Source organism: Sphingobacterium sp. UME9 (genome assembly GCF_014170215.1).
GTDB lineage: Bacteria > Bacteroidota > Bacteroidia > Sphingobacteriales > Sphingobacteriaceae > Sphingobacterium > Sphingobacterium paramultivorum.
Genome location: NZ_LZZP01000003.1, coordinates 243,930 through 269,964, shown reverse-complemented (window position 1 = coordinate 269,964; position 26,035 = coordinate 243,930). Strand labels below are relative to the sequence as shown.

Sequence of the window (26,035 nt, the reverse complement as noted above, 5' to 3'; positions counted from 1 at the left end):
AATTTTGTAGGTTACCACTGTAATAAAACGCGCTGCGCCGAAAATCCAGGACCGAAACTCAGCATCAGCCCTAATTCACCGACCTGAGGACTACGTTTCATAATACGTTCGAGGACATATAACACCGTAGCGCTCGACATATTACCATACTGTGCCAGCACAGCCTTAGTATCCTCAATATCTTTATCAAATCCAGCAAAAATATCTTCGATTGTAGCTACAATCTTTTTTCCACCTGGATGAAAAATCATATAATCAATATCTTTAATTTTAAGTTGGTTCTTCTTCAAAAATGGATGTATAACAGCGTCAAAATGAGACGCGATCACATTCGGCACTTCAACATCCAGTATCATCTGCATACCGCTGTTTGTCAGCTTAAATCCCATAATATCTTCCGCATCGTAAAAATGGTACATCTCCTGATCGAGAATCACCGGACCATTGTCTGACTCGTCGGAGGAAAGCAGACAGCAAGCTGCACCATCACCAAATATTGCGGCACTGACCATATTTGACATGGAGAAATCTTCCAGCTGAAAAGTTGCTGTTGGCGCTTCGACGGCTATGACCGCAGCACGTTTGCCTGGATTAGCCTGAAGAAAATTTTTAGCATAAATAATACCTGAAACACCGGCAACACAGCCCATTTCGGTAACTGGTAACCGCACAATATCCTGTCGGAGTTTCATCTTATTGATGAGATACGCGTCTAGGGAGGGGATCATAATTCCAGTGCAACTCACTGTAATGATATAATCCAGAGACTGCGGGTCCCATCCCGTCTGTTCAAGGGCCTTACGAAGTGCTTGCTCCCCTAGGACCGTTGCCTCCCGGCAGTACACATTATTTTTTTCTTCAAAAGACGTCGCAGTGAAGACCTCTCTCGGATCCATAATAGCATATCGTCTTTCCACAGCGGAGCCTTCGAAAAGTTTCTTGATCTTCTTAATAAAGCGAGGCTCTTGTCCATGGAGCCAAATATCCAATAGCGGAAGGATATCAACGGTAGCACAAGAGTATCTAGGGAGTTGCTTCGCAACAGTTATTATTTTAACATTCATATATTGGAAATTATCCACTGGTAACGAAAGGCCCATTTCCATTGGATGCTATAATTTTCTAATTTCAGTTTATTGGAGAATTGTGTAAGTTCCTCTTTTTTAAACCCACGCAGTATAGAAACAAGCCCGTCCACTTTTGTCATTCTATTTAACCTAAAAAGAACAGCAATGGTTTGAAAAAGCCGGTAAGCCATTTTACTCCTTTGTAAATCATTAATGACGACCCCCAATTTTGATACGTTGACCAGACTACCTAGCAAACGAAGAATCTCTTCATCGTCAAAATGATGTATGGTAAGCGTACACAGAACAATGTCATACTTGACATCTTCAAAATTCTCTTCAAAGATATCCGCACACAAATAGGATATATTGGTATAATCTTTCGACAAATCCCCCGCATAATTTATTGTATAGGGGTTGGCATCTATACCAAGCATTGAAAGCTTAATATGATGTCTATTGCCATAATCGCTCAACATGCGAAGCATGTCCCCATTGCCACAACCGATATCCACAATCGTTATTGTTTCATTCTTGCAGCTGGTTGAAAGCAATTTTTTTACACCGTTCAGCGTAATGTTATTTCCGCCTAAAAAACGATTAATCTTTGCTATCCTGTCTAATGTGGTCCGAAGTTCTTCTCCTTCGAGCAGAAAATCGTCCATGATCTCATGCTCCGATGTTCTCTGTTTTGTGTTTATTCCCATTTTATTGACCTTGCATTTCCATGAGTTTGTTTAATAATCCAGCTGAGCATTTTCGGAAAAAATGAGGCAGTCTTCATCAAAACTGCGATCCCTATTTTATAGCTTAACAGCCGCGACAGAAGTCGTCCGAATAAGAGGCGTCTTTTAAACGTTCGATTCCATTGCTTGACATAAGCCTTTTCCAATTGCTTTCGTGAATGAATATGGCCCCGATAATATTCCAGGACAAGCTCAGAAGCTATTTTTGCACTGTGTATCGCCATCGCCATCCCATTTCCGCAGAATGGATGAATAAGACCGGCTGTATCACCAATCATAAGAATATGGTTTTCTACCGTTGATTTCTTATCAAATGAAAATTGACTGATCGTGAGCGGTTTTTCAAAAAGTAGCCTGTTGTGCTCAAAAAAATACTTAAGATGTCTGTTTTTAGACAAAACATACTTCTGATAATCATCGATGTTTTTGTATCTCTTGAACGTTTTTACATCGGCCAGATAACATAAATTTATCCGGTCATCTTCGACCTTGGAAATCCCACAATAGCCTCCTTCAAAATGATGCAAGGCAATTAAGTCATTCGGAAAATCGCCCGAATAGTGTGCCTTAACAGCCATCCAAGGAGAGGTTTTCGTTATAAAATCACGGGATAAGAGCTGATCGATATTGCTGCGTTTTCCATACGCGCCCAGTACAATTTTTGATCTTAATACCTGATCTTGAAACGAAACAGTAAATGTATCAGCGCTAAAGGATATACCCGTTACAGTCGCAATAACAATTGTACAGCCATTACTTTTTGCTTGCTGATATAACAGATCATCCAACGCGTAACGACTGATACCAATCCCACCCAAGGGTAACCTGACCCTATTCATCTGTCCATCTTCTGTCGTGAACTCAAGCTCATGAATATGTGTTGGGCATAGCGATTCAACATCCACTTTCAGCCAATGCAGGTAGGCCAAAATTTCGTTCGAAACATATTCGCCGCAAACCTTATGACGAGGAAAAACATGTTTTTCGATTAACGTTACGTTGAATCCTTGTTTAGACAGATGCAATGCACCTGTAAGTCCAGCCAAACCACCGCCTATAATAATCACATCAGGATTTATTGTCATATATCCAAGTTTGCTCTATATGAGTATCATCTACAAAAAATCAACGCCATAAATCGTACTTCAGTTTCCTAAATTGGTTGCCCCCCACTATTCAATAAACGATTCTTGATAAATCTATCCACTGTCTAAAATCCCCCTATACAGGACAATATCGCCCATACGCTTTCATAAAAAGTCTATCTGATAACAGCCCTTGGCAATAAATAGTTTTTATTTGGCCTTAAAATAAAAAAGCACTTTAATTTACCTGATAGATAAACGACTTAACCACTGCTATAAGTTGAATAAATAAGGCTTTTATCTGGATTTATATTCACGGTCGACAAACAATTTATCCAGAAAAAGATATCTGTTCCGAAATTCTTCGGCAGATACTTTTACTTTGATATTCAAATTCAGAATATTCATGCGCTTATCTTGTGCTGTTGTTTTCGGCCATGTTGACAGCCCTTTTCCATTTGGATCGCCCGTCTTGATAAAATTAACAAAGTACCGCTGACCAAGTTTTGACACCTTGTAATCATCTTCAGTCCAGGCAAAAACATCATTACTCTGCAGATTTCCCAATAAATATTCAATATCACTTGCATGGAAAGCACCCGGCAGGGGCTCTGGGCTTTTTTCCTTGGCTTCCTGTGCAGATTTCTTGCTAATTCCTCCGGCAAGCCCGGTTTGTGCATCGCGATATGCCGGTTGCATGGGTGGTCGCGGTTTACCGAATATATAAACGAAGACTGGCTGACCGCTATTTCTTCGTTGCAAATCAAGCCATTTCCAGGTACTATAAACGATAAAATTATCGCTACCTAAGGCAGTTGCTGACCGAATGACTTCCGCCTCTGTCTTTCCTGGATAAAGCGTGAGCACTTCGTCAGCCTGAACGCCATATTGTGCTCTTACCAACTTTTCATAATTCTCCGGAGATGGATACAATTTACCCATGTAGGCGGTATATGGGGCTTCCGTAGACGTCCAGCCTGCAAGTAGCGGGACTTTAGACTGTTCCCCTGCCTCAAAAATAGCCAAAGGAGATTTAGGCAGAAAATAGCCGTCAACAATCAAACGGGTCGCAAAGGCCCCTGGCTCGCTGGCTTTATCAAGGAGTTCGGCCGCAGGAATTTTACGCAGTTGATCAAGCCCTTCGGCATTTATGCGCGTTGCAAACGCAGTCCCCTGTTGCTCTTGCTCCGTAATAGAGGCAGTGCCATACCGCAAGTTAAAAACACTTCCGCTCTGACCGATAGCACGTTTAAATAGTCCTTTGGACAACGGACTCGTCATCTGGGCAGAAACCGACATACTCCCTGCCGACTCACCACCGATGGTGACGGCATCGGGATCCCCACCAAATGCAGCAATATTTTTCTTGACCCAAACCAAAGCTGCATGTTGATCCAGCAGTCCATAATTTCCGGAAGCATGTTTCGGAGATTCCTCGGTTAATGCCGGATGCGCAAAAAAGCCAAAGATACCAAGGCGATAGTTGACAGTAACGACAATAAGACCTTCTTTGGCAAAACTTTCACCATCATAGCGATTTTCCGATCCATCACCAGCATTGAAACCTCCGCCGTAAAAATAAACTAAAACAGGAAGTTTACCTGAACCAAGATTCTTTGGACGCCATACATTCAGGTAGAGACAGTCTTCGCTGATGCCTGGTGACCGAAATCGCATGTCCCCATAGATCGGTTTCTGCATCGGAGAATAACCAAAATGATCTGCTTTACGGATGCCAGACCAATGTTCAGCAGCTTGAGGTTCTTTCCACCTCAGGTCACCTACTGGCGGTTTTGCAAAGGGAATCCCTCGAAAGGACTCTACCCCGCTTGACAAAGTAATTCCTTCTAATATCCCCTCTTCAACCTTTACCTGGGGCATTTGTGCGAAAACAAATGATACAACCAAAAGCTGAACAACAGTGAAAATAATATTTTTCATCATAACTTCCATTTAAAACTCCATGGTCTTGTTCTTACAATTAAAATACAAAATAAAACTTATACCGTCGTGATATTCTGTTATTTCAGCACTTGCTTGCTTGCTTGCTTGCTTGCTTGCTTGCTTGCTTGCTTGCTTGCTTGCTTGCTTGCTTGCTTGCTTGCTTGCTTGCAGTGATCAACACATTTAGTTGGCCAGCCACACAAAAAGTAGAATAAGCCATTGCGCAAGAATACATAGCCAAAATGGTTTGCTACTTGGTTCTGTTAAGATTTCGAGTACCTGGATAAACTTCGATCGTACGATCGCATAAAAGCTATCGTTCTTGTCTAAATCGAGGGCATCAAATCTCACTTTATTCAGACCAAAAATGACAATGCGTCGCACCCAATGGTTCTCGATTTTATTATTTTTCACGTCATTGATCAATTTAAGTTTTGCAAAAGAATAATCAGCGACATTTTGTATTACATCGGGCTGATTCGATTGAAAAATTAATAATACTTTGTCAAATGCCGGAAGAATGAGATCATCCTGCCTTTCTTCTACAACAAGACTTGCAATCTTTGAAAACACATATTTGTTGCTAAAAATAAAAAGTAGTACAGGTAGCAGGATCAGTCCAATCAGCCAAATGAATTTAGCTGCGGCTTGCACAGGACTGACCGTCGAAAAGAAAGCTTCATGACTAGCCTTAAACTGAAAACTGCCAACCACCAAATACAGTAAAGTCGAAACAATAGCCAGCAAATAATATTTGACTAAGGTTTTCGTCCCTAATACGCTTAATTTTTTTAAATACGATAACTGTGTTTTCATCCTGCTATAATTAATTACGCTAATTTAGCATTATTCACCAAACATTGATCCATAGGTTTAATTCCCGATCGCTTTCATTTTAAATTCGCCAGGAAAAAATTTTTATTCGTTGATCCACGTTAGCTCCACCCCCATCTATTCCGTTATAAATAATTTATAAAAAATTTGCGTAGTCAAATAACTACACTTATATTAGTAATCAAATAGATCAATATGAACTTAAGACGAGATGTTTTCCAAGCTATAGCAGACCCAACCAGAAGAGCAATTTTACTTCTTCTAACCTCACAAGCCATGACTGCTGGTGCAATTGCAGCCAATTTCAATACAGCAAGACCGACCGTTTCAAAACATTTGCAAATATTGACGGAATGTGAATTATTAAAGTCTCAACAAAATGGACGCGAGATATACTACCAATTGAACCCACCAAAGATGAAAGAAATTGCGGATTTTATTGAACCTTTCCGTCAAATGTGGGACGACAGATTCAATAAATTGGAAACTATTATGCAAAACTACAAGAACAAATAATATGGAGTCAAAAACTAACGTCCAGGCTGAGGATAATAAACAGGAGATTATCATTACAAGGGAGTTCGATTTGCCTATTGAACTGCTCTTCAAAGCATACGAGGATCCCGAAATTTTCGAACAGTGGATGGGAACTAAAGTCCTGAAATTGGAAAATAAAAAGCATGGCTCCTATGCCTTTGAAACTTCGCACAATGGCCAGGTCATGTTCAAAGCAAATGGAACGATACACGAATTCCTCCCCAATCAACGCATCACACGGACTTTTGAAATGGAAAACAGCGCATTTCCTGTGCAGTTGGAATATTTAACATTTGAAAAAATAAGTGCAGAACGCAGCAGGCTTCACATCCATATAATATTTCAGTCGGTCGCATTTCGGAACCAGCTGTTACAGATGCCCTTTGCGCAAGGAATCAATATGGCGCACAACAGATTACAAGAAATTCTTGCTAAACTTACCTAAAGCACTACATGATGAATCTAAAAATTGAACATTTTTTTGAAAATGCGACAAGATGGAATGAAGAATTCAATCTGTTGAGAGAAATTGTCCGTGGCAATAAAACACTGCAAGAGGATTATAAATGGATGCATCCTTGTTATACATTTGAAGGTAAAAATGTCGTATTGATACACGGGTTTAAAGAATACTGTGCGCTGCTATTCCATAAAGGTGCATTATTAAAAGATCCCAAAAATATACTGATCCAGCAAACCGAAAATGTTCAGTCAGCCAGACAGCTTAGATTCACCACTATTGAGCAGATAGAATCATTGCGAGAAGTGATATCGGCTTATATTCAGGAGGCCATCGAAATTGAAAAATCAGGCAAGAAAGTTGACATGCGGAAAGCTGCCGATTACCCTGTACCGGAAGAATTTAAGCGTGCCTTACTTGAAGACCCTTTACTTCAAAAAGCTTTTCAATCACTTACACCAGGTCGACAAAAAGGGTATCTATTCTACTTTAACCAGGCAAAACAAGAGAAAACACGAGCGGCGAGAATCGAAAAATACTATCAGCATATTCTAGATGGAAAAGGTATTGATGACTAACATATTTATTACAGTTTATCCGTTATATATTTGTCTATAAAGAGTAGATTTGTCTACAATCAAATGGACAGAACCAGACCGAGACGAACGATTATAACTATTATTGCAATCCGATATAGTCAATTCGTCGACCAATATATAGCTGAATTCACATGAATAAAAAATTTGTATTGCTCATCTGCGGCCTATTGCCCATTTTTTCACAAGCACAGAAAAAGAACAACGCAACACAACGCCCCAATATCGTCTTTATCCTAACGGACGATTTCACAGCCCAAGCATGGGGCGTATATGGCGGTATTTTAAAAGATTTTGTCAAAAATCCGAATATTGAAAAATTAGCCAGTCAGGGGGCGGTACTCAATAATACATTCTGTACCAATTCAATTTGCACCCCTAGCCGTGCAACCATACTGACAGGACAGTACAGTAATAAAAACCAAGTCTACACACTGGAAGATGCGTTGGATCCCGATAAGGAAAATATCGCCAAGGATCTGCGCAATGCGGGCTACCAAACTGCTGTGTTTGGGAAATGGCATCTAAAAAAAAGGCCAAGTGGATTTGACGATTTTAAAGTTCTTCCTGGACATGGTGTTTATCATAACCCGACTTACCTCTCTAAAGACAACTGGAATGATAAGGAAGAGGCTGGTACACCCTACGAAGGCTATGTAGATGATATCACCACAACGATGAGTTTGGACTGGTTAAAATCACGCAACCCCGATAAACCCTTCTTCTTAATGTGTCATTACAAAGCGACGCATGAACCCTTTGATTTTGCCGAGCGATTCAAAGATTACTACAAAGATGTGGAATTTCCTTATCCCCCGACATTTTTGGATTCAGGAGCAATCACAACCGGACGCTCTTTCGAAGGGCAGCCCTTGGAAGAGCTTGGCCGCCGTTATGAGCAAGCTTCGGTAGGCCCCTTTTGGACATCTTATCCTGAGCTTCCGTTTTCAACAAAAGGAATGGACCCTTTGGAAGCCCGCAAAAAGATCTACCAAAAGTTCCTCAAAGATTATCTGCGTTGCGTCGCTGGAATCGATGATAATCTAGGGAAAATTATGCGCTATCTTACAACGGCAAATTTGGACGAAAATACCGTTGTGATCCTGGCTTCCGACCAAGGATACTTCTTAGGAGAACACAATTTTATGGATAAACGATTGATGTACGAAGAATCACTGCGCATGCCTTTTGTGATCAGCTACCCCAAAGAAATCAAAGCTGGTAGTCGATTAGATGACATGATTCTAAATATCGATTTCGCTGCACTATTTGCAGATTATGCCGGCATCAAAAAACCTGCCTACATCCAAGGCGAAAGCTTTCGGAATAACCTCAAAGGAAATACATCCAAAGCATGGCGGTCTGCCATGTATTACCGTTACTGGCAACATGCACCAATACGCCCGGCGCATCTTGGAGTCCGTGATGAACGCTACAAACTGATCTACTTCTATGGACAGCCATTAGAAATGACAGGCAGCGACTCTAAAACAACGGCTCCAGCTTGGGAATTCTATGACCTGCAGCAAGATCCCATGGAAACACACAATGCCATTCTAGACAAAAAATATGTCAAAGAAATTGCCAGGTTGAAGAAAAAATTGGCTAAACTTAAAGCTGAAGCGGGCGATGATGATGCAACAAGAGCAGCTTTTCAGCAGGTTCTCAAACAAGAAAACTTAACCGTTAAATAATTAAATGCAAACGATGGATTTGAACTATATATTTTCTTTTATACCATTCTTATTTACCCTTGGAGCTTCTGCAGCTTCTATTACGGATGAGAATAAACCAGCTCCACCCCCAAACATCATTATTATTTTAATGGATGATATGGGCTATGCCGACCCAGTCTGCTATGGTGGTGGCCCCTACCAAACGCCAAATATCGATAAACTCGCAGCACAAGGTTTGCGTTTTACCGATTTTTATGCCGCGCAGCCAATCTGTACAGCTTCCCGAAGTGCCCTATTAACCGGCTGCTACCCTACGCGAATTGGCATTAGCGGTGCGATTGACCATAATGCCAAATTTGCACTTAACCCCGATGAACAAACGATCGCCGAACTATTGAAAAGCAAAGGATATAAAACCGGCATGGTCGGAAAATGGCATCTTGGACATAAAGAGCCTTACCTTCCCCTTCAAAATGGCTTTGACGAGTTCTATGGACTTCCCTACTCCAATGATATGTGGGCCTACGATTATGAGGGAAAAAAATGGCAAGATTCAACTTTTTGGCGGGCCCAATACCCCCCACTTCCTTTAATCGAAGGCAACAAAACAGTTAAAATTATCGATTCTTTTGATGGTCAGGATCAATTGACCACCGATTATACAAACCGAGCGGTCTCTTTTATCAAACGTAATAAAAACAACCCTTTCTTTCTCTATTTAGCCCATGCCATGGTTCATGTCCCACTTGGCGTTTCCGAAAAATTTAAAGGTAAAAGCGGTGCCGGTATGTTTGGGGATGTTATGGAAGAAGTAGACTGGTCCGTAGGCGAAGTGATGAAGACGTTGGAACAAAATCATCTGCTCGAAAACACTATTGTTATTTTCACGAGTGACAATGGTCCATGGCTCACGTTTGGAAACCACGCCGGTTCGACAGGAGGGCTCAGAGAGGGTAAAGCAACTATATTTGATGGTGGATTAAAAGTACCTTGCATTATAAGCTGGCCCGGTCATGTTAAACCGGCAACTGTAAGTAATCAGCTTTTGACCAATATGGACTTACTACCAACGATTGTCAATATTACCCAGGCAGCCAAGCCAACAAAGAAAATCGATGGGATTGATTTTACAGAGCTTCTATTGGGTAATACCCAAAGTACTCCACGAGATGAACTCGCTTATTATCATAATAAAAACAATTTGAAAGCAATCCGAAAAGGAAAATGGAAGCTTGTTTTTCCTGCTGAAACCGAAACATACGAAGCACCTGCAACCATAGGCGGCGATCGGTATCCAGGAAAATATGCTACAGTAAAAGTCCCCTTGGCATTATATAATCTTGCAATTGATCCCGGTGAAGATAGAGACCTAAAAGATCAATATCCCGAAATTGTCAAACAACTCCAACAGGTAGCAGATAAATATCGTCGCACGTTGGGTGACGGATTAAATAACATGGAAGGGACTGAAATACGTCCAGCAGCCCAGTTATAGTGCAAAAAAAGGGATCCAACACGACACATTTGGATCCCTTTTTTCTTAAACTGATCTGTTAAACAGCAGTATAACCACCATCAACTAAGTAATACCCACCGGTCATAAAAGACGATTTATCCGAACTTAGAAAAAGAACCAGCTCAGCGACTTCCTCTGCCTTTCCCAAACGTCCAATGGGGTGTTTACTGATTAACGCATTGATATGCTCTTTATCCAACTTAGCCAATAACGGTGTATCAATATAACCAGGTCCAACCGCATTACAACGAATATTTTTTTGACCATATTCTGCGCCGATGTTCTTTGTCAGTCCCACTACAGCATGTTTGGCTGAAGTATAAGCACTTGACATAGGTGCAGCCACGGTACCATGAATGGAAGCCATATTGACAATAACACCGCCTCCATTCCTCTCCATGGCTTCTATTTGATATTTACATCCATAAAATACGCCATTGAAATTAATATCAATTACTTTTTTCCATCCATCGAGACTGTAATCTCCCGTTAGTGCAGCCTCTCCACCAATACCAGCATTATTGCATGCAATATCAAGCCGGCCAAATGTCTTGACAGCGTAACCAACCAAGGCCTCATTGTCAGCGGGAGATGAGCTATCTGCTTTGAAAAACACAGCTTCTCCTCCTAGAGATTCAATTTGTTTTACGGTTTCATTCCCCGCTTGCTCGTTGATATCCGAGACAACGACTTTTGCACCTTCTTTACCATAAGCCAATGCAACTGCCAGTCCGATCCCCGAACCCGCACCTGTTACTAAAGCTACTTTATCTGCTAAAATTTTCATATGATATAAATTTTATGATACAGACAATTTACTAAAAGCAATGCGGAATCAAGTCAAAAAGGCCACTTACTTCAATTAAAACGAAACTAAAATGACATTTCTCGGCGGCTTAGTTCTGTAGCTGCGGATATTTTTTATATAATCTATCCAAAAACAAACGCCCCATCAATTGAAGTCTCGCCTGTGTTTCGAACATACCTGAACCTGGAGAAATAATACCATGTGGCATACGCTGAACAGTGCCGTAATAAATAATATCGAGCCCATTTTCATTGACGTCAAGATGCATTTTCTTAGGTTTCAAGCCCATGACAGAGCCCATGCGTGTTACTTTTTCAGAATTAGTAATCTGCGCAGTTCGCGCATCGAGCAAGGTTTCATGATCAAAAACCAAATGATCTCTCACCTCCCCCTCATCAAAAAATACGTAATGCAACTCGTTGTTGCTAAGCACCAGATAAGAAGCGTTATCCCGTTCATTATAACGAGCCTTTACACCTACCGCCGCCCAAGCAACAGTCTTGGCCGCTGTAGCTGCAGCTGAAGCAACTTTGTCCCCAACTGTTGCAATATACGCGCATTGCGTAAAGGCGTCGATCGGAGCGCCGTTCAACTGTTTTCTTAATTCACCAAATTCATCACTTAACAATTCATCCTTTACGCCTGGAGCTAAGGCAATCCCGGATTCACCTTCATACTTTTTGGCCGTCTCCTTTTGCTTTTTCATCATCATAAGAGAAATGAATACGCAAGCCACAACGATAACGGCAAAAATACCAATGTACAACATCATAAAATAAAATTTAGAATGGGTTTATAATTCAATAAAAAGTCCAAAAAGTGAACAACCTATTCAGGTTTCCTCTTTCTGGTACGATCGACTACAAAAATTTTGCCAGACTAAAGAATTTTATCCGGGTAGTGAATATTATTTAAAGCTGTCTGGTGCATATCAACCCAAATATCATTGTTTGACTGCTGTATAAGCCAATTTGGAGAGCTTCGCATGTCGGCATCCGCATCATTATTGTAAATGGATGGAAAATCAGACTCTTTGGCCCGAAGCAAAACAACGATCGTACCAGCCATGAGCAAAGGGATATCACCCAAAACGAGATTATAAAAACCATCTTCAAGCAATCCTGGACTAAAACGCTGTAAACTGTCATAACTACGTTCTAATTTGCCAATCAATTTTTCCAGTTCATACGGATAATGAACCTCAACATAAGACTCAAACAAAGCCGAGCCTTTATTGTAGAATCCCGCTTTCATGAGGTTTAATGCTTCATTTCTATAAACCTGCAACCATCGATCCGAAGCAAGATCATGATATTGCGCATCCGCCTCTTTACCATCACGCTTCAAGGCCCAAAGCTTAAACTGCTCAAGCCGCTCCGTTGTTTCCATTCCATTTTTTTCCATAAGGCTATCGCTCCCGCTCTTTAAGTTCCATTTGTAATAGAATATCCCGCTTCTTACCTTCAATTAAAGACAAATTGCCTGCAACAAAAACACCTTTCTGTCCCGAATTTTTGCTAATACCATACACCGACGATTCATCATCAGGATCCGATGCACCTTCATAGCGAAATAAGTAGTCAATTCTGTACTGATCTGCATGAGCCAACAAATCGTCAAATTCAATATTATAATCTATCGTGTAACCTAAGTTGTTTAACTTTTCCAAGGCAACACTTGCAGAGGAGTATCCATGCATTCTTTCCATAGTTGATTGTTCTAAATCCGATCTAAATTCTAATTTTTATTATAAAACGATTGACAAAAGAGTTTTGTTTTCCGCAATTTGAAATAGTTTATTCGAAATCATATTTCTACTTTTGTGCTACCAAACACGATGAAATATGGCAAATCTAGCAGCACCAGCGTATCAGCATACACCTCAACTAGCTTTTCAACGATTACTCGATGTCTTATATACCTTACGGATTGAATGTCCCTGGGATAAAAAACAGACCATGGAATCCCTTCGACATTTGACTATGGAGGAAATGTATGAATTAACCGACGCCATTTTAGAAAAAGATTATCCAGAAATCAAAAAAGAACTTGGTGACGTCTTGATGCATCTTGTATTCTATGCCCGCATTGCCGAAGAAGAAGGACATTTCAACATCGTAGACGTACTCAATGCAATCTGCGATAAATTGATTACGCGCCATCCCCATATCTACGGCGACACCAGTGCTGATACAGAAGATCAAGTCAAATCCAATTGGGAAACAATCAAGCTGAAAGAAGGCAATACATCTGTTCTTTCTGGCGTCCCGAAAGGCCTACCCGCTTTGGTAAAGGCCTATCGTATCCAAGATAAAGTTCGCGGTGTCGGCTTTGACTGGGAAGATAAGAAACAAGTATGGGAAAAAGTAGAGGAAGAGCTTGCCGAATTTAAAGCAGAATTTAATCTGGAGACAGCACTTCCTATGGATCAGGAAAAAGCAGAAGGGGAATTTGGCGACCTGTTATTCTCCTTAATAAATTATGCACGGCATATTGGTATCAATCCTGAAAATGCTCTAGAACGCACCAACAAAAAATTCATTGAACGGTTTACCTATTTAGAACAAAAAGCCGCTGAAAATAAGCAACAGCTGCAGGAAATGAGTTTAGAAGAAATGGACGTTTATTGGAATGAAGCTAAAAAATTAAAAAAATAACGCAATTCCTAAAAAGGGAGTCACCGACCGAATTTAATTCGACTTTGTCAAATTTATGCGTAAATTCGCAGGAATATGGAAACAGTTGTTAGCGGTATCAGAAGTACCGGAAAATTACATTTAGGAAATTACTACGGCGCATTGAGCAATTTTGTGAAAATGCAAAACGAATATAATTGCTTTTTTTTCATTGCGGATTTACATTCACTAACGACCCACCCCACTCCTCATGGACTTCAGGGAACGGTTCGCCAAGTTATTGTTGAATATCTAGCTGCAGGAATAGACCCCGAAAAATCGACTATTTACGTTCAATCAGATGTTCCAGAAGTTGCGGAACTCTATCTATACATGAATATGAACGCCTATCTCGGCGAGCTTGAACGTGCTACAGCATTTAAAGATAAAGTTAGAAGCAATCCCGACAATGTTAACGCAGGTTTATTGACCTATCCGGTCTTGATGGCCTGTGATATATTGATTCACCATGGCACAAAAGTTCCAGTAGGAAAAGATCAGGAACAACATTTGGAGATGACCCGGACTTTTGGCAATCGCTTCAATCGCTTATACAACGTAGATTATTTTAAAGAAGCATTTGCATTCTCCTATTCCGACAAATTGGTGAAAGTTCCCGGACTTGCAGGCCAGGGAAAAATGGGTAAATCCAATGGTGAGGCAGATTGTATTTATCTATCGGATAGTGAAACCGTAATTCGTAAAAAGGTGATGCGTGCTGTATCCGATTCTGGTCCAACTGAGATGAACCAGCCTAAGCCTGAAGCTATCCAAAATCTTTTTGATTTAATGAAGGTCGTATCTACTGCAGATACGTTACAGCATTTTGATAAACTCTATAACAAATGTGAAATTCGTTATGGTGATTTCAAAAAACAATTGGCAGAAGATATGGTACTTGCAACCAACGATGTACGCTCCCGTATTGAGGATATATCAAACGATGATGCATACATTGCTAAAGTTGCAAAAATGGGCGCTGAAAAAGCAAGCGAATCTGCGCACAAGACACTGAAAGAGGTTCGTGAGATTATTGGTATTAAAAGATTTTATTAAGCTAGAAATAATATGCACATAGCTATCGTTGGAAATATAGGTGCCGGCAAAACAACGTTGACTGAAATGTTGGCCAGTCACTTTAAATTTGAACCTCAGTTTGAAGCTGTAGACAACAATCCTTATCTAGAAGATTTTTATTCGGACATGAAACGCTGGGCATTCAATCTTCAGATTTTTTTCCTCAACAGTCGCTTTAGACATATTGTAAAATTGCAGGAAACTGGCATTGATATGATTCAGGATCGTACCATTTATGAAGATGCTTATATCTTTGCCGAAAACTTGTATGATATGGGCTTAATGAGCGCACGTGATTTTGAAAACTATAGTAATATTTTTCAAAGCATTATCCACTATATCAAACCTCCAGATTTATTGATTTACCTCAAAGCCTCTGTCCCTACCCTAGTGAATAATATCCAAAAAAGGGGCCGTGACTATGAATCCGCAATTCGCTTGGATTATCTGTCGAAGCTGAACGATAAATACGATAAATGGATCAATAATTACAAAGAAGGTAAGGTAATGATTCTGGACAAGGACAATCTGGACTTCACCAAAAACCCAGAAGACCTCGGCGATATCATTCAAAAGATCGAAGCCGAATTATTCGGATTGTTCGAATAATCAACGAATCAAAAAGCCTGTAAAATAACGTTATTTTACAGGCTTTTTGATAAATTCCAATTGCCCATCCATTGATAAAAAATAAAAGATGAAATTTTTAGGTATTATCCCTGCTCGATATGCATCGAGCAGATTCCCTGGAAAACCCCTGATCGACATCGAAGGAAAAACGATGATCCAACGTGTCTACGAACAGGTCAAAAAATCAACAAAATTAAACGAAGTTGTTGTCGCAACCGACGATCAACGCATAGCACAAACTGTACTTTCCTTTGGTGGCAAAGTCGTCATGACAGCAGAGCACCACCAATCGGGAACAGATCGTTGCGCCGAAGTTATAACGGATATAGAAGGTTATGATGTTGCCATCAATATACAGGGTGACGAACCCTTTATTGACCCCGCGCAAATTGATCTTTTAGCACATTGTTTTGAAGATACCACTACGCAGATAGCGACCCTAGTCAAGGAAATTACTGCGGAGGAGGAACTATTCAATGTAAACATCCCTAAAGTTGTCCGAAACAGCAAAGGAGAAGCAATCTACTTTAGTAGGCAGACCATTCCTTTTTTAAGAGGTGTGGAAAAAGACCAATGGTTACAAAAGCAAACATTCTATAAACATATCGGAATATATGCTTACCAGGTAGATACATTAAAAGCCCTGACACAACTTCCCATTTCTATGCTAGAAGAAGCAGAGGCATTGGAACAGCTGCGCTGGTTAGAAAACGGTTACACCATTCAAACGGCAATTACAATGCATGAAACTGTCGCGGTGGATACAAAAGAAGACCTCGCTAAAATATTAAGACTATTTTTTAATAAATAGTAAAGCTTACCGGTGTTCGGTATAGTATAACGACCGGACACCTTCCAATAGTACCTGCTTATCCGAATCACTTAATTTGATAATCTGCGCTTTTGCTCTGATCAATTCATCCAATTGCAATTTGGTACTCACACCAACGAGTGCTGTACCAACAGCTGCGTTAGAAAGCACATAAGATAGTGCAACAATCATATTGTCTTTTCCGATACGTTTGGAAAGATTTGCCAAGTTTCTCACGATATGGGCCACCTCTCCCGAACTATACTGAAGAAAAGGTTCAATAGGATTGTTGATGAGAACACCTTTGGCTAATACACCGCGTACGACGATACTTACACCCCGTTCTTCCAACAAGCCACTGATTTCTTCTTCTGGTCTTCTATCCAATAGACTGTATTGCATCATTACCGAGGCAATGTCAGATTTGGACAAAAATGCCTTGATAACGTTTGGGCGAATTGATGAAAGGCCGTAAGCACGGATTTTCCCTTGTTTCTTCAACAACTCAAACGCTTCAACAATCTCCTCTATCGGATCTTCTATTGTACCACCATGTAACTGATAGAGGTCGATGTAATCCGTTTTTAAACGTGACAACGAACCTTCCACAGCCTTGAGAATATAGTCCTTCGAAGCCTTCCAATCCCAACCGGATCCATCTGCACGCCAAAGGTTACCAACTTTCGACGCCAAAACAATATGCTTGCGAAAGCTTTGCACACTCTCCCCGACGATCATCTCGTTTAGGCCTTTATCGTAGAGATCAGCGGTATCGAAGAAAGTGATCCCGTTCTCGTAAGCTTTTTGGATAATATCTTTGGATTGTTTGGACTGATTGCTTTTTAAAGACATACAGCCCAAACCTATTTCCGAAACGATTAAGCTTGTATTTCCTAATTTACGTTGTTCCATCTGCACCAATATCAAGCAATTCTACCTCAAACACCAATGTGCTGTTTGCAGGAATTTCACCTGTTGCCCGTTCGCCATAGGCTAATCTGCTTGGTATAAAAAATTTATACTTTGCACCTTTGGACATTAACGGGATTCCAATCTGCCAACCTTTGATCACCTGTCCCAAGGATAGTTTCAATGGCTCCTTACGGTCATATGAGCTATCAAATTGCTTTCCATTAAGTAAGGTACCTCTATAATGTACTGTTACCTCATCGTCACTTTTTGGTTTTGGACCTTCCGTCTGATTTAAAACAAGATATTGAATTCCCTCGGCCGTAGATTTCATCCCAGCGACCTTTGCATTTTCGGCAAAAAATTTATCTTCTTCAGCACGGCTAGCAGCCTCTTTTTTAGCACGAACGTCCATGATCGCCTGCTGGATAACAGCTCTTCCTTGGCCTTCCTCCAATAGCGATTTATCCCCTTTCAAGACATCCGAAATTGCTTTTGCAATAACATCTGACTTCAAGTAATCGATCTCAATAGATTTTAGTGAATTTCCGATATCGGCACCAAACGCATAAGACACAGAATCGGCCTTCGTTTTCAGTTGATTTGTTGTACTTGATTTAGTTGCGACGACCTTCTTCTTCGCCGTCGTGTTCGTTTTTTTTTGTTGGGCAAATCCTGTGACTGTTGTCAAGGATAATAGGGCTAATGCAATATACTTCATGTTTGTTTAACGGTGCTTCTGCACGATTTCATTTATAATTTCTTGCGTGATATTAGGGTAATCAACTTCAACCCTAGATTTACTGTTGAGCCAGGCTTCTATCGCCAGCATGTTTTTCTGTTTTAAGCTCGAAATTACAGGCACCCCCATCTCTTCCAATGACGCTGCATTCAAATGCTGCTCATATTGGTTCTTCATCGGGATAACTAACAGTTTCTTTTTCAAATATAACGCTTCTGCCGGTGTTTCAAAACCTGCCCCACATAAAACTCCAGAAGAAGATGCCATACTATCAATAAAAGATTGGTTATTGATCGGTCTTATCGTTACATTTTTCATGTCAAATGCCTTCGAATTATGTTTGCTGAAAACATCCCACTTCACATCCGGAAACTTCATCAAATGCTTTAAAAGATGCGCATCGTCATATGCCGGGAGGTAAACCGTATAATGTCCCTGATCTGTCACATTCAATTCACGAACAGCATTACGGATAACCGGTTGGTAAATATTCTTGGCGTACCGCTTGAAATGGAAACCATAGGAATGAGTAGACGGAGCATAATTTTTCATAATAAATTTGCCCAACATATCACTATCTTCTGGCTTAGGACTCGATGGATCTAAGGCAGCAATCTGATGGCTCAACCCAATGCATTCCAAATCTTTTGAATGACAAGCCCAAGCAGAAATTGGTTCAAAATCATTGATCACCAAATCATAGTTTTCTATGGGCAAGCTCTTAATTTCATTCGTGAATTTACGGATCGTCGAACTCATAAATGTTTTCCACAGATCTACTCCGCCGGATTTACCAAAGATAAAACTCAACCCGTGAAAACGGTATTTCACTTCGAAAGGTAATGATAGATCTGCTTGAATTCCACTAACCAAAACATCGACTTCCCCTAACTCCCTCAAACAGGGAACAATATCCATTGCCCGGCTCAGATGTCCATTTCCTGTCCCTTGTACGGCATACAATATCTTCATAACGACTGCATTTTGTGTCGGCAAATTAATCAATTTTAACGAGTATCAATATTATTTTATTGTTTAGTTATGTTAAGAAAATATAAATTAACATCAATAAAAAAATTCGTTAATCCATTTTTAATTTTCCTTTACGTATATTTAATATCAACAATTAATTAATAGCCAGTTTAATACCCCATGAAGTCTCTATTTTATCGGATGCTTTGCATAGTCGCCATGCTAATTTTAACATCATGGGGATTTTTTGCTCATAAAAAAATTAACCATTATGCCGTCTTTGCGCTCCCCGCTCAGTTGGCCAAGTTCTATAAATCCAATATTGACCTTATTACCGAAAAAGCCGTTGATCCAGATAAACGCTGCTTCACAGACAGCGCTGAAGGCCCAAGACATTTTATAGATTTAGAGGACTACCGCAAGGAAAGTACAGTTGACTCCATACCGATACATTGGTCACAAGCCAAAGAGAAATTTCAAGAAAAGCAATTGTTAAAAAATGGCATTGTGCCCTGGCAAATCAATCTTACCTACCAAAAGCTTGTTAAGGCCTTTCAAGCAAAAGATTATAAACGGATCATCAAACACTCAGCAGAACTCGGCCATTATATTGCTGATGCCCATGTTCCATTGCACACCACTAAAAATTATAATGGACAGCTAACGCATCAACAAGGTATACATGCATTCTGGGAAAGCCGTTTACCGGAAATGTTTTCAGAAAAATACAACCTTCGCGTTGGAAAAGCCAACTATATCAAAGATCCCTTAGCGGAAGCCTGGACTATCGTCCGTGAAAGCAATCGCCTTGTGGATTCTGTATTGAGCATCGAAGCCCGGCTCAATCGTCAATTTAAGGCATCTCAAAAAAAATCTTTTATTGAGCGAAACAATCAATTGGTATGGACCTATTCCGACAGTTATGCTAGAGCTTATCATGAAGCCATGAACGGTATGGTTGAAAGGAGAATGCAAAAAACCATTTTACGCGTTGCTTCCTATTGGTATTCAGCCTGGCTCGAATCCGGCCAACCCGACTTGACTAACATCGAAAAAATAAAAAGCAGCGACAAGCAAGATCACATCGATATAACGGGGAAAAAGCGTATCGGTCGAGAAGAATGGATGTAAAAAGGCTACAAAACATCACCCGGACTACCAGTATTATTCACACCGGACTATTTATTTTTTAGTCAGCTAAGCTACTTTTGCAGCGTAAAATCTAGGAAAGCATGTTGAATAAGAATATTACGTTAACAAACCTTGCATTAGTGCTGAGTATTGGAGCTGCGACTGCTCAGATTAAAGACACAACCGCTTTGGGCGAAGTCATCATTAATCAAAATCGCTTACAGATCCCTTTTTCAAAACAAAGCAAGAATATCCAAATATTGACGCAGGAAGATATACAGAGACTACCAAATCGATCAATCAACGAATTGCTTAGCAATATCCCAGGCGTTGATATTCGCCAACGTGGACCATTCGGTTCGCAGGCAGATATAAGTATCGACGGTGGGTCTTTTGAACAGACGGCGATCCTACTCAATGGTGTTAAAATCACCGATCCGCAGAGTGCCCATCACAACATGAACCTTCCGGTTCCGCTGGAGGCCATCGAGCGTATTGAAATCATTCGGGGGCCAGCTTCACGAATTTTCGGTATTAATGCACTAACCGGTGCCATTAACATCGTAACAAAGAAAATTGAATCAAATCAAATTAGTGCCCAGGTGTATAGTGGTTCTTCATTCAAAGATAATGAGCAGACAAGTGCAGGCAAGTATTATGGCAAAGGTGTTCAGCTTGGCTCACAGTTCTTAACCAAGCAAACAAGCCACGGTTTATATTTTGGCCACGAAGATTCGAATGGACAACGCTATAATACAGCCTCCAACAATAATAAACTCTATTATGACGGGACATACCAACCGAATACAGCCAATATGATAAAAGCCAATGTTGGCTATATCAACAATCAATTTGGAGCCAATGGTTACTATGCTGCACCGAGTGACAAGGAAGCTTATGAACAGGTTAAGACTGCTTTCGCTTCCCTGCAGTCCAAGCATCAATTAACACAGGCATTTTCCATCAGTCCACGTATCAGTAATCGCTACAACGAAGATGAATATTGGTATTTAGGCCGAGAAACAACCAAAGGTAGATCCAAACATTACAGCAACGTCTTCGGAGCAGAAATCAATGCTACATTGGAGCAAAGTTATGGTACATTTGGCTTAGGATTAGAAAGTCGATTTGAACGCATCAATAGCACCAGTATTGGCGACCATAACCGGGAGAATTATGGTGGCTACCTTGAATTTAAAACAGAGGCGATCAAAAAACTGATGATCAACTCTGGTGCCTACATCAATTACAACTCAAAATTTGGCTGGCAAGTATTCCCGGGTCTAGATTTGGGATATGATATTACCGAACATTGGAAGATTGTAGTCAACGCAGGTTCTAGCCAGCGGATCCCTTCCTTTACGGATCTTTACACCAATCAGACAGCCAACGTCGGAAACCCCACACTGAGCTCTGAAAACGCCTATCAGATCGAAGGTGGTATAAAATACTTATCCAATCGGATTATTGCTCAAGCGGGCTATTTCCATCGAAGGATAAGCGATTTCATAGACTGGCAAAAAGAGGATGCCACTACAGGAAGCGGAACGGTTATTCCGTGGAAACCAATAAATATTGGAAAAAATAAAATTGATGGATTCAATGCTTCATTCCGATATAATATCAATGATCCCAGCGCCACGACACGATACTTTACAACGCTAAGTTATAATTATCTCAATCCAACCATAACATTAGCAGATGGGATACTATCTAAATATGCAATTGAGAGCCTAAGGCATCAAGTTATTGCCAACTTTACCATAAACCACAAGAACTGGATGCTAACTTCTGCAAACCGCTTTAATGAGCGTATCAGTTACAAATCTTATTTTATCGCTGACGTAAGAGGATCGTACCAACTCCAAGACTTAAACATCTTTGTGGATGTTCAGAATATATTTGACAAGAGCTATATAGAAGCTGCCGCCGTTCCAATGCCCGGTCGTTGGTTTAGTATCGGCGCAAAATATAAACTGAACTATTAAACCCAAGCAAATGGCAAAATCGGTTCTCTTCCCTTTTCCCCGTCAATTATAAAAAAGTCCCAAATGGAATGACCATTTGGGACTTTTCATTGTGTTATTGATACATAGAAGCATGTACCATGCCCTATTTAAGAAAACGCCAACTATAAAATAAGTTACTTTTTCTTGGGAAGAACAGATAAAATTCCTCCAATTAAATGTTTTTGGAACTCAGGTTCGTCATAGGACTCATCGGTATGTCCAAGCCCGGTATAGAAGACTTTCCCTCCATCGTAGCTCTGGGTCCAGGAGATTGGATGTTGATCCCCCATTTTTCCACCTTGGTAGCTTTTTTCATCCAAATTCATCAACACATGCAATCCGTCCTTCACGTCCTTGAAATTATACCATTCATCCTTGTGCCACCAGATCGGATCGAGGTGCTTGGTGGCCGGATGTTTTCTGTCCAGTACATCAATTTTGGCTTTTTGTACGGCAGGATGAGACGCAAAATATGCTCCTACAAGGCCGTTATACCATGGCCAATCAAACTCAGTATCCGTCGCGGCATGGATACCCACAAACCCTTTTCCTGATTGGATATACCGCACAAAAGCTTCCTGTTGCGCATTATCGAGAATATCGCCAGTTGTGCTCAGAAAGATAACAGCGTCATATTTTTTCAATCCCTGATCTGTAAACAGAGCAGCATCCTCCGAATGATCAGATTTTATCTTTTCTTTATCTAGCAATTGTTTAAGTACCTGTGCACCCTTTTCGATGCTTCCGTGTCTAAACCCTTTTGTCTTGCTAAAGATTAATACTTGCCTTTGTGCCTGAACAGCAGCTGATATCCCCAACAGGAGAAACAGAAAAATGAAGATTCTATTCATGATATAAATGGTTATTATGATGATTTAAGTTTAGGTTTACTATTTTCCGCAACGAAATTGCGATAAAAATAGCTGTAAAGAAAAGCCGTGCATTCTCCCGATACACGGCTTTTCTGTTTTATTATTTTGTGATTAGCTCACGGTAAAAATCAAGACTTTCTATAATATCATCCTCAGAAACGTAGATATCATATTGACAACTGCCAATTTGGTCAAGCAATGCGAAACCGATCTGATTGGACAGGTTTTTCTTATCATTTCGCATCAGATCCAACAAGGCTGTATCAATGGATGAATCGAATGTGTAATCGTTGAAATATTTTCTGAAGGTTTGGATCAAATCGTTTAATTCATCCAAAGGCAAACCATTCAATTTATGCGATAGATACCCCTCACAAATCATTCCTACAGCAATGGCTTCTCCATGTAATAAAGATGAAGCATCGTTCAACAACGAGTATCCCTCAATAGCATGACCAATTGTATGACCGAAGTTTAAAATTTTACGCAGTCCTTTTTCTTTCGGATCCTCAAGGATAACACGGTTTTTGATCGAAACAGAATGTTTGACCAAAGAATTATCGATTTGATCGATCTCCAATGTTTTCACTCGCTCATAATAAGCCCGATCGAAGATCAGTCCATGTTTAATCACTTCAGCAAAACCTGAGATTAACTGACGTTGATCTAAAGTTTTCAAAAACTGGCTTGAAATAAAAACAGCCTGGGGTTGTGCAAAAGTTCCAATAATATTTTTCACACTTCCCATATCAATACCGGTTTTACCTCCTACTGATGCATCTACCTGGGAAAGTAAAGTCGTCGGAATTTGAATAAAATCCATCCCTCTTTTGAAAGTCGATGCGGCAAACCCTCCCATATCAGTCACCACACCACCGCCAAGATTGATCATCAATGAATGTCTATCAGCTCCGAAATCGAGCATATTATGCCATACACCAATACAGAAATCAATATTTTTATTTTCTTCGCCCGGATCTACTTCTATCACATCATAATTCGCTAAATTGGGTAAAGCTTGCTGAAACAGCGGTAAACAATTATCCAAGGTATTGGTATCCACCAATACGATGATCTTTGAGTAATTGCGCTCAGCTAAAAACGCCTCTAAAGAGGCCAACGTATCATCAAAATATACCTGATAGCCCAAACTTTCTATGACTTCCATTCTACGATTCTTTAAGGTTTAAGTTTTCTATTTACCAATATTGTTTAATATTACACCAATTTTATTTGCATCCCATCAAATTCAACAACATCTCCTGGTCTTAATTTGAGTCTTTTCCGGTAATCAACCTGCCCATTATACTTCACATACCCTTCCGCCACAACCCATTGAGCCATAGCACCATGCTCTACCCAATTTAAAGCTTTAAGTAACTGTATAAGTTGGATATATTCGCCCTCGATTTTAAATTCTTGCATTTCACAAAAATAGTGGTTTAACTGAGGAATACAAGAATTATCATCGTTTTAATGCTTACTAAATTGCTACATTTGCCTTATTGCAAATAAAGATTATGATTGAGAATTCTGAGCCCAAGACATTATCCTTTGATAATACAGAGATTGCTTTTAAAAGTAAAAGCGATAAGGATTTGGAAAGAGCGTATTGGTTATTCAAAATAATAGCGAATAACTTCTTGACAAAAGTAGGTCCGTCAATGACCAACTTTGCCCTGAACATAGGACTGCCTATCCAAGGCATCATCCGTAAAACAATCTTCAAACATTTTTGTGGTGGAGAAACCATCGCGGGTTGCGAAGCAGCAATCAACGAATTGGGAGAGAATGGTGTAGGGACAATATTGGATTATTCCGTTGAAGGAGAAGAAACAGAAAGTGCATTTGACGCTTGCTGTGAAGAGGTATTACGTACCGTAGTTGCGGCCAGTAAAAACAAGTACATTCCATTTTCGGTATTTAAACCAACTGGATTAGGACGTTTTGAGTTATTTGAAAAGGTCAACGCCAAAGAAACTTTAACAGCGGCAGAACAAGGAGAATACCAACGCATGTTGGATCGTACTGACCGTATCTGTAAAGCATGTCATGCCGCCGGTGTAAAAGTTTTAGTGGATGCTGAACATTCATGGATTCAAGATGCGATCGATGATATTGCACGTGAAATGATGGAAAAATACAATATGGAGAAACCAATTGTATATAATACTTATCAATTGTACCGTAGTGATAAGTTGGCATCTTTGAAAGCCGACTTTGAATACGCAAAAGTTAGAGGCTTTCACATGGGTGCTAAGATCGTTCGTGGTGCCTACATGGAGATCGAACGTGCTCGTGCTGCACAAAAAGGTTATTCCGATCCCATCCAGCCAAATAAAGAAGCTTCAGATAGAGATTATAATGAAGCTATTGAATTTATCTTGGACCACCTGGACAACTTTGGGCTAATGGCGGGTACACACAATGAGGACAGTAGCATGTTATTGGCGAAGGAAATTGACAGACGTGGTATCGATAGATCTACCGATCGCATCTTCTTTGCGCAATTATTGGGTATGTCTGACAACCTGAGCTTTAACTTAGCGGCACATGGCTATAATGTTGCTAAATACATGCCTTATGGACCGGTTAAAGCGGTGATGCCATATCTTTTCCGTAGAGCACAAGAAAATACTTCCGTCGCAGGAGCGACAGGTCGGGAGCTCGGGCTTTTGATCAAAGAAAAACAAAGAAGAAAAGCTAGTCGATAACGACTAGCTTTTTTTATAATTGGCGGGCATCAAGTCCATCTACTCAAGGAACTATGCTCAAATGGTCTCCAGGAAACACCCTACTTTTGAAAAGCACAAAAGCACTTTACCTATCACTCGCCTCCCCTTCGTCCTTTTGAAACAAGCTAATTACAAAATCATTCCATATTCTTGAAACTATTATTTATGTTTGCAAACTTTTCCCTTAAAACAAAGTTCATACT

Annotated in this window: 27 protein-coding genes; 12 read left to right on the top strand and 15 right to left on the bottom strand. The window is 40.2% G+C overall.

From position 1 onward, the window contains the following. Nucleotides 1-11: 11 nt before the first annotated feature. The 5 genes from A9970_RS02625 to A9970_RS02600 form a co-directional block, all read right to left on the bottom strand. A complete protein-coding gene (locus tag A9970_RS02625) occupies nucleotides 12-1,064 on the bottom strand; it encodes a type III polyketide synthase (protein WP_182981178.1) in 1,053 nt (350 codons plus the stop codon). Further along, the gene (locus A9970_RS02620; protein ID WP_182981177.1) at nucleotides 1,061-1,774 is read right to left on the bottom strand and encodes a methyltransferase domain-containing protein; all 714 of its coding nucleotides are present in this window, start codon (nucleotides 1,772-1,774) and stop codon (nucleotides 1,061-1,063) included. Before A9970_RS02620 ends, A9970_RS02625 begins: the two co-directional genes overlap by 4 nt. Beyond that, complete coding sequence (locus A9970_RS02615) at nucleotides 1,765-2,898, bottom strand: NAD(P)/FAD-dependent oxidoreductase (RefSeq protein ID WP_182981176.1); 1,134 nt, start codon at nucleotides 2,896-2,898, stop codon at nucleotides 1,765-1,767. Before A9970_RS02615 ends, A9970_RS02620 begins: the two co-directional genes overlap by 10 nt. A 297-nt stretch (nucleotides 2,899-3,195) precedes the next feature. Then, a complete protein-coding gene (locus tag A9970_RS02610; protein WP_259655318.1) occupies nucleotides 3,196-4,842 on the bottom strand; it encodes a carboxylesterase/lipase family protein in 1,647 nt (548 codons plus the stop codon). 183 nt (nucleotides 4,843-5,025) lie between these two features. Continuing rightward, entirely contained in the window at nucleotides 5,026-5,658 is a 633-nt protein-coding gene (locus A9970_RS02600) for a hypothetical protein (RefSeq protein ID WP_182981175.1), read from the bottom strand. Between the two features lie 213 nt (nucleotides 5,659-5,871). Between A9970_RS02600 and A9970_RS02595 the strand changes: the two genes are divergently transcribed. From A9970_RS02595 to A9970_RS02575, 5 genes are all read left to right on the top strand, one after another. Beyond that, entirely contained in the window at nucleotides 5,872-6,192 is a 321-nt protein-coding gene (locus tag A9970_RS02595; protein WP_120334617.1) for a helix-turn-helix transcriptional regulator, read from the top strand. A 1-nt stretch (nucleotide 6,193) separates the two neighbouring features. Continuing rightward, on the top strand, nucleotides 6,194-6,658 hold the full coding sequence (locus A9970_RS02590; RefSeq protein ID WP_182981174.1) for an SRPBCC domain-containing protein: 465 nt from the start codon (nucleotides 6,194-6,196) through the stop codon (nucleotides 6,656-6,658). Nucleotides 6,659-6,666: 8 nt separating this feature from the next. After that, nucleotides 6,667-7,251: a YdeI family protein gene (locus tag A9970_RS02585; protein ID WP_232475750.1), complete on the top strand. Its 585-nt coding sequence runs from the start codon at nucleotides 6,667-6,669 to the stop codon at nucleotides 7,249-7,251. 152 nt (nucleotides 7,252-7,403) lie between these two features. Continuing rightward, the gene (locus tag A9970_RS02580) at nucleotides 7,404-8,963 is read left to right on the top strand and encodes a sulfatase (RefSeq protein ID WP_182981173.1); all 1,560 of its coding nucleotides are present in this window, start codon (nucleotides 7,404-7,406) and stop codon (nucleotides 8,961-8,963) included. A gap of 13 nt (nucleotides 8,964-8,976) precedes the next feature. Continuing rightward, a complete protein-coding gene (locus A9970_RS02575) occupies nucleotides 8,977-10,440 on the top strand; it encodes a sulfatase (RefSeq protein WP_182981172.1) in 1,464 nt (487 codons plus the stop codon). A 58-nt stretch (nucleotides 10,441-10,498) separates the two neighbouring features. On the opposite strand, the gene A9970_RS02570 is transcribed toward A9970_RS02575, so the two are convergent. The 4 genes from A9970_RS02570 to A9970_RS02555 all read right to left on the bottom strand — a co-directional run bounded on the left by A9970_RS02570 (nucleotide 10,499) and on the right by A9970_RS02555 (nucleotide 12,977). Then, nucleotides 10,499-11,248, bottom strand: coding sequence for an SDR family NAD(P)-dependent oxidoreductase (locus tag A9970_RS02570; RefSeq protein ID WP_075992070.1), 750 nt, complete (start codon nucleotides 11,246-11,248; stop codon nucleotides 10,499-10,501). Between the two features lie 109 nt (nucleotides 11,249-11,357). Then, nucleotides 11,358-12,041, bottom strand: a complete 684-nt coding sequence (locus A9970_RS02565) for a hypothetical protein (RefSeq protein WP_182981171.1) — start codon at nucleotides 12,039-12,041, stop codon at nucleotides 11,358-11,360. Between the two features lie 107 nt (nucleotides 12,042-12,148). Further along, entirely contained in the window at nucleotides 12,149-12,673 is a 525-nt protein-coding gene (locus A9970_RS02560) for a hypothetical protein (protein ID WP_182981170.1), read from the bottom strand. Between the two features lie 4 nt (nucleotides 12,674-12,677). Next, nucleotides 12,678-12,977, bottom strand: coding sequence for a hypothetical protein (locus A9970_RS02555; protein WP_153848806.1), 300 nt, complete (start codon nucleotides 12,975-12,977; stop codon nucleotides 12,678-12,680). A gap of 136 nt (nucleotides 12,978-13,113) precedes the next feature. Between A9970_RS02555 and mazG the strand changes: the two genes are divergently transcribed. From mazG to kdsB, 4 genes are all read left to right on the top strand, one after another. Further along, a complete protein-coding gene (gene mazG / locus A9970_RS02550; protein ID WP_159728580.1) occupies nucleotides 13,114-13,926 on the top strand; it encodes a nucleoside triphosphate pyrophosphohydrolase in 813 nt (270 codons plus the stop codon). Nucleotides 13,927-14,001: 75 nt separating this feature from the next. Further along, the gene (gene trpS, locus A9970_RS02545) at nucleotides 14,002-15,000 is read left to right on the top strand and encodes a tryptophan--tRNA ligase (protein ID WP_182981169.1); all 999 of its coding nucleotides are present in this window, start codon (nucleotides 14,002-14,004) and stop codon (nucleotides 14,998-15,000) included. 12 nt (nucleotides 15,001-15,012) lie between these two features. Continuing rightward, nucleotides 15,013-15,630: a deoxynucleoside kinase gene (locus tag A9970_RS02540; RefSeq protein ID WP_075992064.1), complete on the top strand. Its 618-nt coding sequence runs from the start codon at nucleotides 15,013-15,015 to the stop codon at nucleotides 15,628-15,630. A gap of 88 nt (nucleotides 15,631-15,718) precedes the next feature. Further along, the gene (kdsB, locus tag A9970_RS02535; RefSeq protein WP_182981168.1) at nucleotides 15,719-16,462 is read left to right on the top strand and encodes a 3-deoxy-manno-octulosonate cytidylyltransferase; all 744 of its coding nucleotides are present in this window, start codon (nucleotides 15,719-15,721) and stop codon (nucleotides 16,460-16,462) included. A 6-nt stretch (nucleotides 16,463-16,468) separates the two neighbouring features. Here the strand turns inward: kdsB and A9970_RS02530 are convergent, their stop codons facing one another. From A9970_RS02530 to A9970_RS02520, 3 genes are read right to left on the bottom strand one after another with little or no spacing between them, the layout of a single operon-like run. Then, nucleotides 16,469-17,374: an aldo/keto reductase gene (locus A9970_RS02530; protein WP_182981167.1), complete on the bottom strand. Its 906-nt coding sequence runs from the start codon at nucleotides 17,372-17,374 to the stop codon at nucleotides 16,469-16,471. Next, nucleotides 17,361-18,092, bottom strand: a complete 732-nt coding sequence (locus A9970_RS02525; protein WP_182981166.1) for an FKBP-type peptidyl-prolyl cis-trans isomerase — start codon at nucleotides 18,090-18,092, stop codon at nucleotides 17,361-17,363. Before A9970_RS02525 ends, A9970_RS02530 begins: the two co-directional genes overlap by 14 nt. A gap of 6 nt (nucleotides 18,093-18,098) precedes the next feature. Further along, on the bottom strand, nucleotides 18,099-19,085 hold the full coding sequence (locus tag A9970_RS02520) for a glycosyltransferase family protein (RefSeq protein ID WP_120334628.1): 987 nt from the start codon (nucleotides 19,083-19,085) through the stop codon (nucleotides 18,099-18,101). A 219-nt stretch (nucleotides 19,086-19,304) separates the two neighbouring features. On the opposite strand from A9970_RS02520, the gene A9970_RS02515 reads away from it, so the two are divergent. Together A9970_RS02515 and A9970_RS02510 are read left to right on the top strand one after the other, a co-directional pair. Further along, the gene (locus A9970_RS02515) at nucleotides 19,305-20,216 is read left to right on the top strand and encodes a zinc dependent phospholipase C family protein (protein WP_259655317.1); all 912 of its coding nucleotides are present in this window, start codon (nucleotides 19,305-19,307) and stop codon (nucleotides 20,214-20,216) included. 101 nt (nucleotides 20,217-20,317) lie between these two features. After that, a complete protein-coding gene (locus A9970_RS02510) occupies nucleotides 20,318-22,204 on the top strand; it encodes a TonB-dependent siderophore receptor (RefSeq protein WP_182981164.1) in 1,887 nt (628 codons plus the stop codon). Between the two features lie 155 nt (nucleotides 22,205-22,359). On the opposite strand, the gene A9970_RS02505 is transcribed toward A9970_RS02510, so the two are convergent. The 3 genes from A9970_RS02505 to A9970_RS02495 form a co-directional block, all read right to left on the bottom strand. Next, on the bottom strand, nucleotides 22,360-23,076 hold the full coding sequence (locus A9970_RS02505; RefSeq protein ID WP_120334631.1) for a ThuA domain-containing protein: 717 nt from the start codon (nucleotides 23,074-23,076) through the stop codon (nucleotides 22,360-22,362). Nucleotides 23,077-23,197: 121 nt separating this feature from the next. Next, a complete protein-coding gene (gene aroB / locus A9970_RS02500; RefSeq protein WP_182981163.1) occupies nucleotides 23,198-24,265 on the bottom strand; it encodes a 3-dehydroquinate synthase in 1,068 nt (355 codons plus the stop codon). Nucleotides 24,266-24,315: 50 nt separating this feature from the next. Further along, nucleotides 24,316-24,522 carry an RNA-binding S4 domain-containing protein gene (locus tag A9970_RS02495; protein ID WP_070568728.1) on the bottom strand — a complete coding sequence of 69 codons (207 nt, stop codon included), beginning with the start codon at nucleotides 24,520-24,522 and terminating at the stop codon, nucleotides 24,316-24,318. Between the two features lie 95 nt (nucleotides 24,523-24,617). Here A9970_RS02495 and A9970_RS02490 point away from each other — a divergent pair, with 95 nt between their 5' ends. Then, nucleotides 24,618-25,811 (top strand): proline dehydrogenase family protein, encoded by a 1,194-nt coding sequence (locus A9970_RS02490; protein ID WP_182332650.1) that lies wholly within the window; start codon nucleotides 24,618-24,620, stop codon nucleotides 25,809-25,811. Nucleotides 25,812-26,035: the final 224 nt, after the last annotated feature.

What these genes read in the sequence shown, in the direction of transcription:
- A9970_RS02625 (WP_182981178.1), bottom strand. Translation starts at nt 1,064, where the DNA reads ATGAATGTTAAAATAATAACTGTTGCGAAGCAACTCCCTAGATACTCT.
- A9970_RS02620 (WP_182981177.1), bottom strand. Translation starts at nt 1,774, where the DNA reads ATGGGAATAAACACAAAACAGAGAACATCGGAGCATGAGATCATGGAC.
- A9970_RS02615 (WP_182981176.1), bottom strand. Translation starts at nt 2,898, where the DNA reads ATGACAATAAATCCTGATGTGATTATTATAGGCGGTGGTTTGGCTGGA.
- A9970_RS02610 (WP_259655318.1), bottom strand. Translation starts at nt 4,842, where the DNA reads ATGATGAAAAATATTATTTTCACTGTTGTTCAGCTTTTGGTTGTATCA.
- A9970_RS02600 (WP_182981175.1), bottom strand. Translation starts at nt 5,658, where the DNA reads ATGAAAACACAGTTATCGTATTTAAAAAAATTAAGCGTATTAGGGACG.
- A9970_RS02595 (WP_120334617.1), top strand. Translation starts at nt 5,872, where the DNA reads ATGAACTTAAGACGAGATGTTTTCCAAGCTATAGCAGACCCAACCAGA.
- A9970_RS02590 (WP_182981174.1), top strand. Translation starts at nt 6,194, where the DNA reads ATGGAGTCAAAAACTAACGTCCAGGCTGAGGATAATAAACAGGAGATT.
- A9970_RS02585 (WP_232475750.1), top strand. Translation starts at nt 6,667, where the DNA reads ATGATGAATCTAAAAATTGAACATTTTTTTGAAAATGCGACAAGATGG.
- A9970_RS02580 (WP_182981173.1), top strand. Translation starts at nt 7,404, where the DNA reads ATGAATAAAAAATTTGTATTGCTCATCTGCGGCCTATTGCCCATTTTT.
- A9970_RS02575 (WP_182981172.1), top strand. Translation starts at nt 8,977, where the DNA reads ATGGATTTGAACTATATATTTTCTTTTATACCATTCTTATTTACCCTT.
- A9970_RS02570 (WP_075992070.1), bottom strand. Translation starts at nt 11,248, where the DNA reads ATGAAAATTTTAGCAGATAAAGTAGCTTTAGTAACAGGTGCGGGTTCG.
- A9970_RS02565 (WP_182981171.1), bottom strand. Translation starts at nt 12,041, where the DNA reads ATGATGTTGTACATTGGTATTTTTGCCGTTATCGTTGTGGCTTGCGTA.
- A9970_RS02560 (WP_182981170.1), bottom strand. Translation starts at nt 12,673, where the DNA reads ATGGAAAAAAATGGAATGGAAACAACGGAGCGGCTTGAGCAGTTTAAG.
- A9970_RS02555 (WP_153848806.1), bottom strand. Translation starts at nt 12,977, where the DNA reads ATGGAAAGAATGCATGGATACTCCTCTGCAAGTGTTGCCTTGGAAAAG.
- mazG (WP_159728580.1), top strand. Translation starts at nt 13,114, where the DNA reads ATGGCAAATCTAGCAGCACCAGCGTATCAGCATACACCTCAACTAGCT.
- trpS (WP_182981169.1), top strand. Translation starts at nt 14,002, where the DNA reads ATGGAAACAGTTGTTAGCGGTATCAGAAGTACCGGAAAATTACATTTA.
- A9970_RS02540 (WP_075992064.1), top strand. Translation starts at nt 15,013, where the DNA reads ATGCACATAGCTATCGTTGGAAATATAGGTGCCGGCAAAACAACGTTG.
- kdsB (WP_182981168.1), top strand. Translation starts at nt 15,719, where the DNA reads ATGAAATTTTTAGGTATTATCCCTGCTCGATATGCATCGAGCAGATTC.
- A9970_RS02530 (WP_182981167.1), bottom strand. Translation starts at nt 17,374, where the DNA reads ATGGAACAACGTAAATTAGGAAATACAAGCTTAATCGTTTCGGAAATA.
- A9970_RS02525 (WP_182981166.1), bottom strand. Translation starts at nt 18,092, where the DNA reads ATGAAGTATATTGCATTAGCCCTATTATCCTTGACAACAGTCACAGGA.
- A9970_RS02520 (WP_120334628.1), bottom strand. Translation starts at nt 19,085, where the DNA reads ATGAAGATATTGTATGCCGTACAAGGGACAGGAAATGGACATCTGAGC.
- A9970_RS02515 (WP_259655317.1), top strand. Translation starts at nt 19,305, where the DNA reads ATGCTAATTTTAACATCATGGGGATTTTTTGCTCATAAAAAAATTAAC.
- A9970_RS02510 (WP_182981164.1), top strand. Translation starts at nt 20,318, where the DNA reads ATGTTGAATAAGAATATTACGTTAACAAACCTTGCATTAGTGCTGAGT.
- A9970_RS02505 (WP_120334631.1), bottom strand. Translation starts at nt 23,076, where the DNA reads ATGAATAGAATCTTCATTTTTCTGTTTCTCCTGTTGGGGATATCAGCT.
- aroB (WP_182981163.1), bottom strand. Translation starts at nt 24,265, where the DNA reads ATGGAAGTCATAGAAAGTTTGGGCTATCAGGTATATTTTGATGATACG.
- A9970_RS02495 (WP_070568728.1), bottom strand. Translation starts at nt 24,522, where the DNA reads ATGCAAGAATTTAAAATCGAGGGCGAATATATCCAACTTATACAGTTA.
- A9970_RS02490 (WP_182332650.1), top strand. Translation starts at nt 24,618, where the DNA reads ATGATTGAGAATTCTGAGCCCAAGACATTATCCTTTGATAATACAGAG.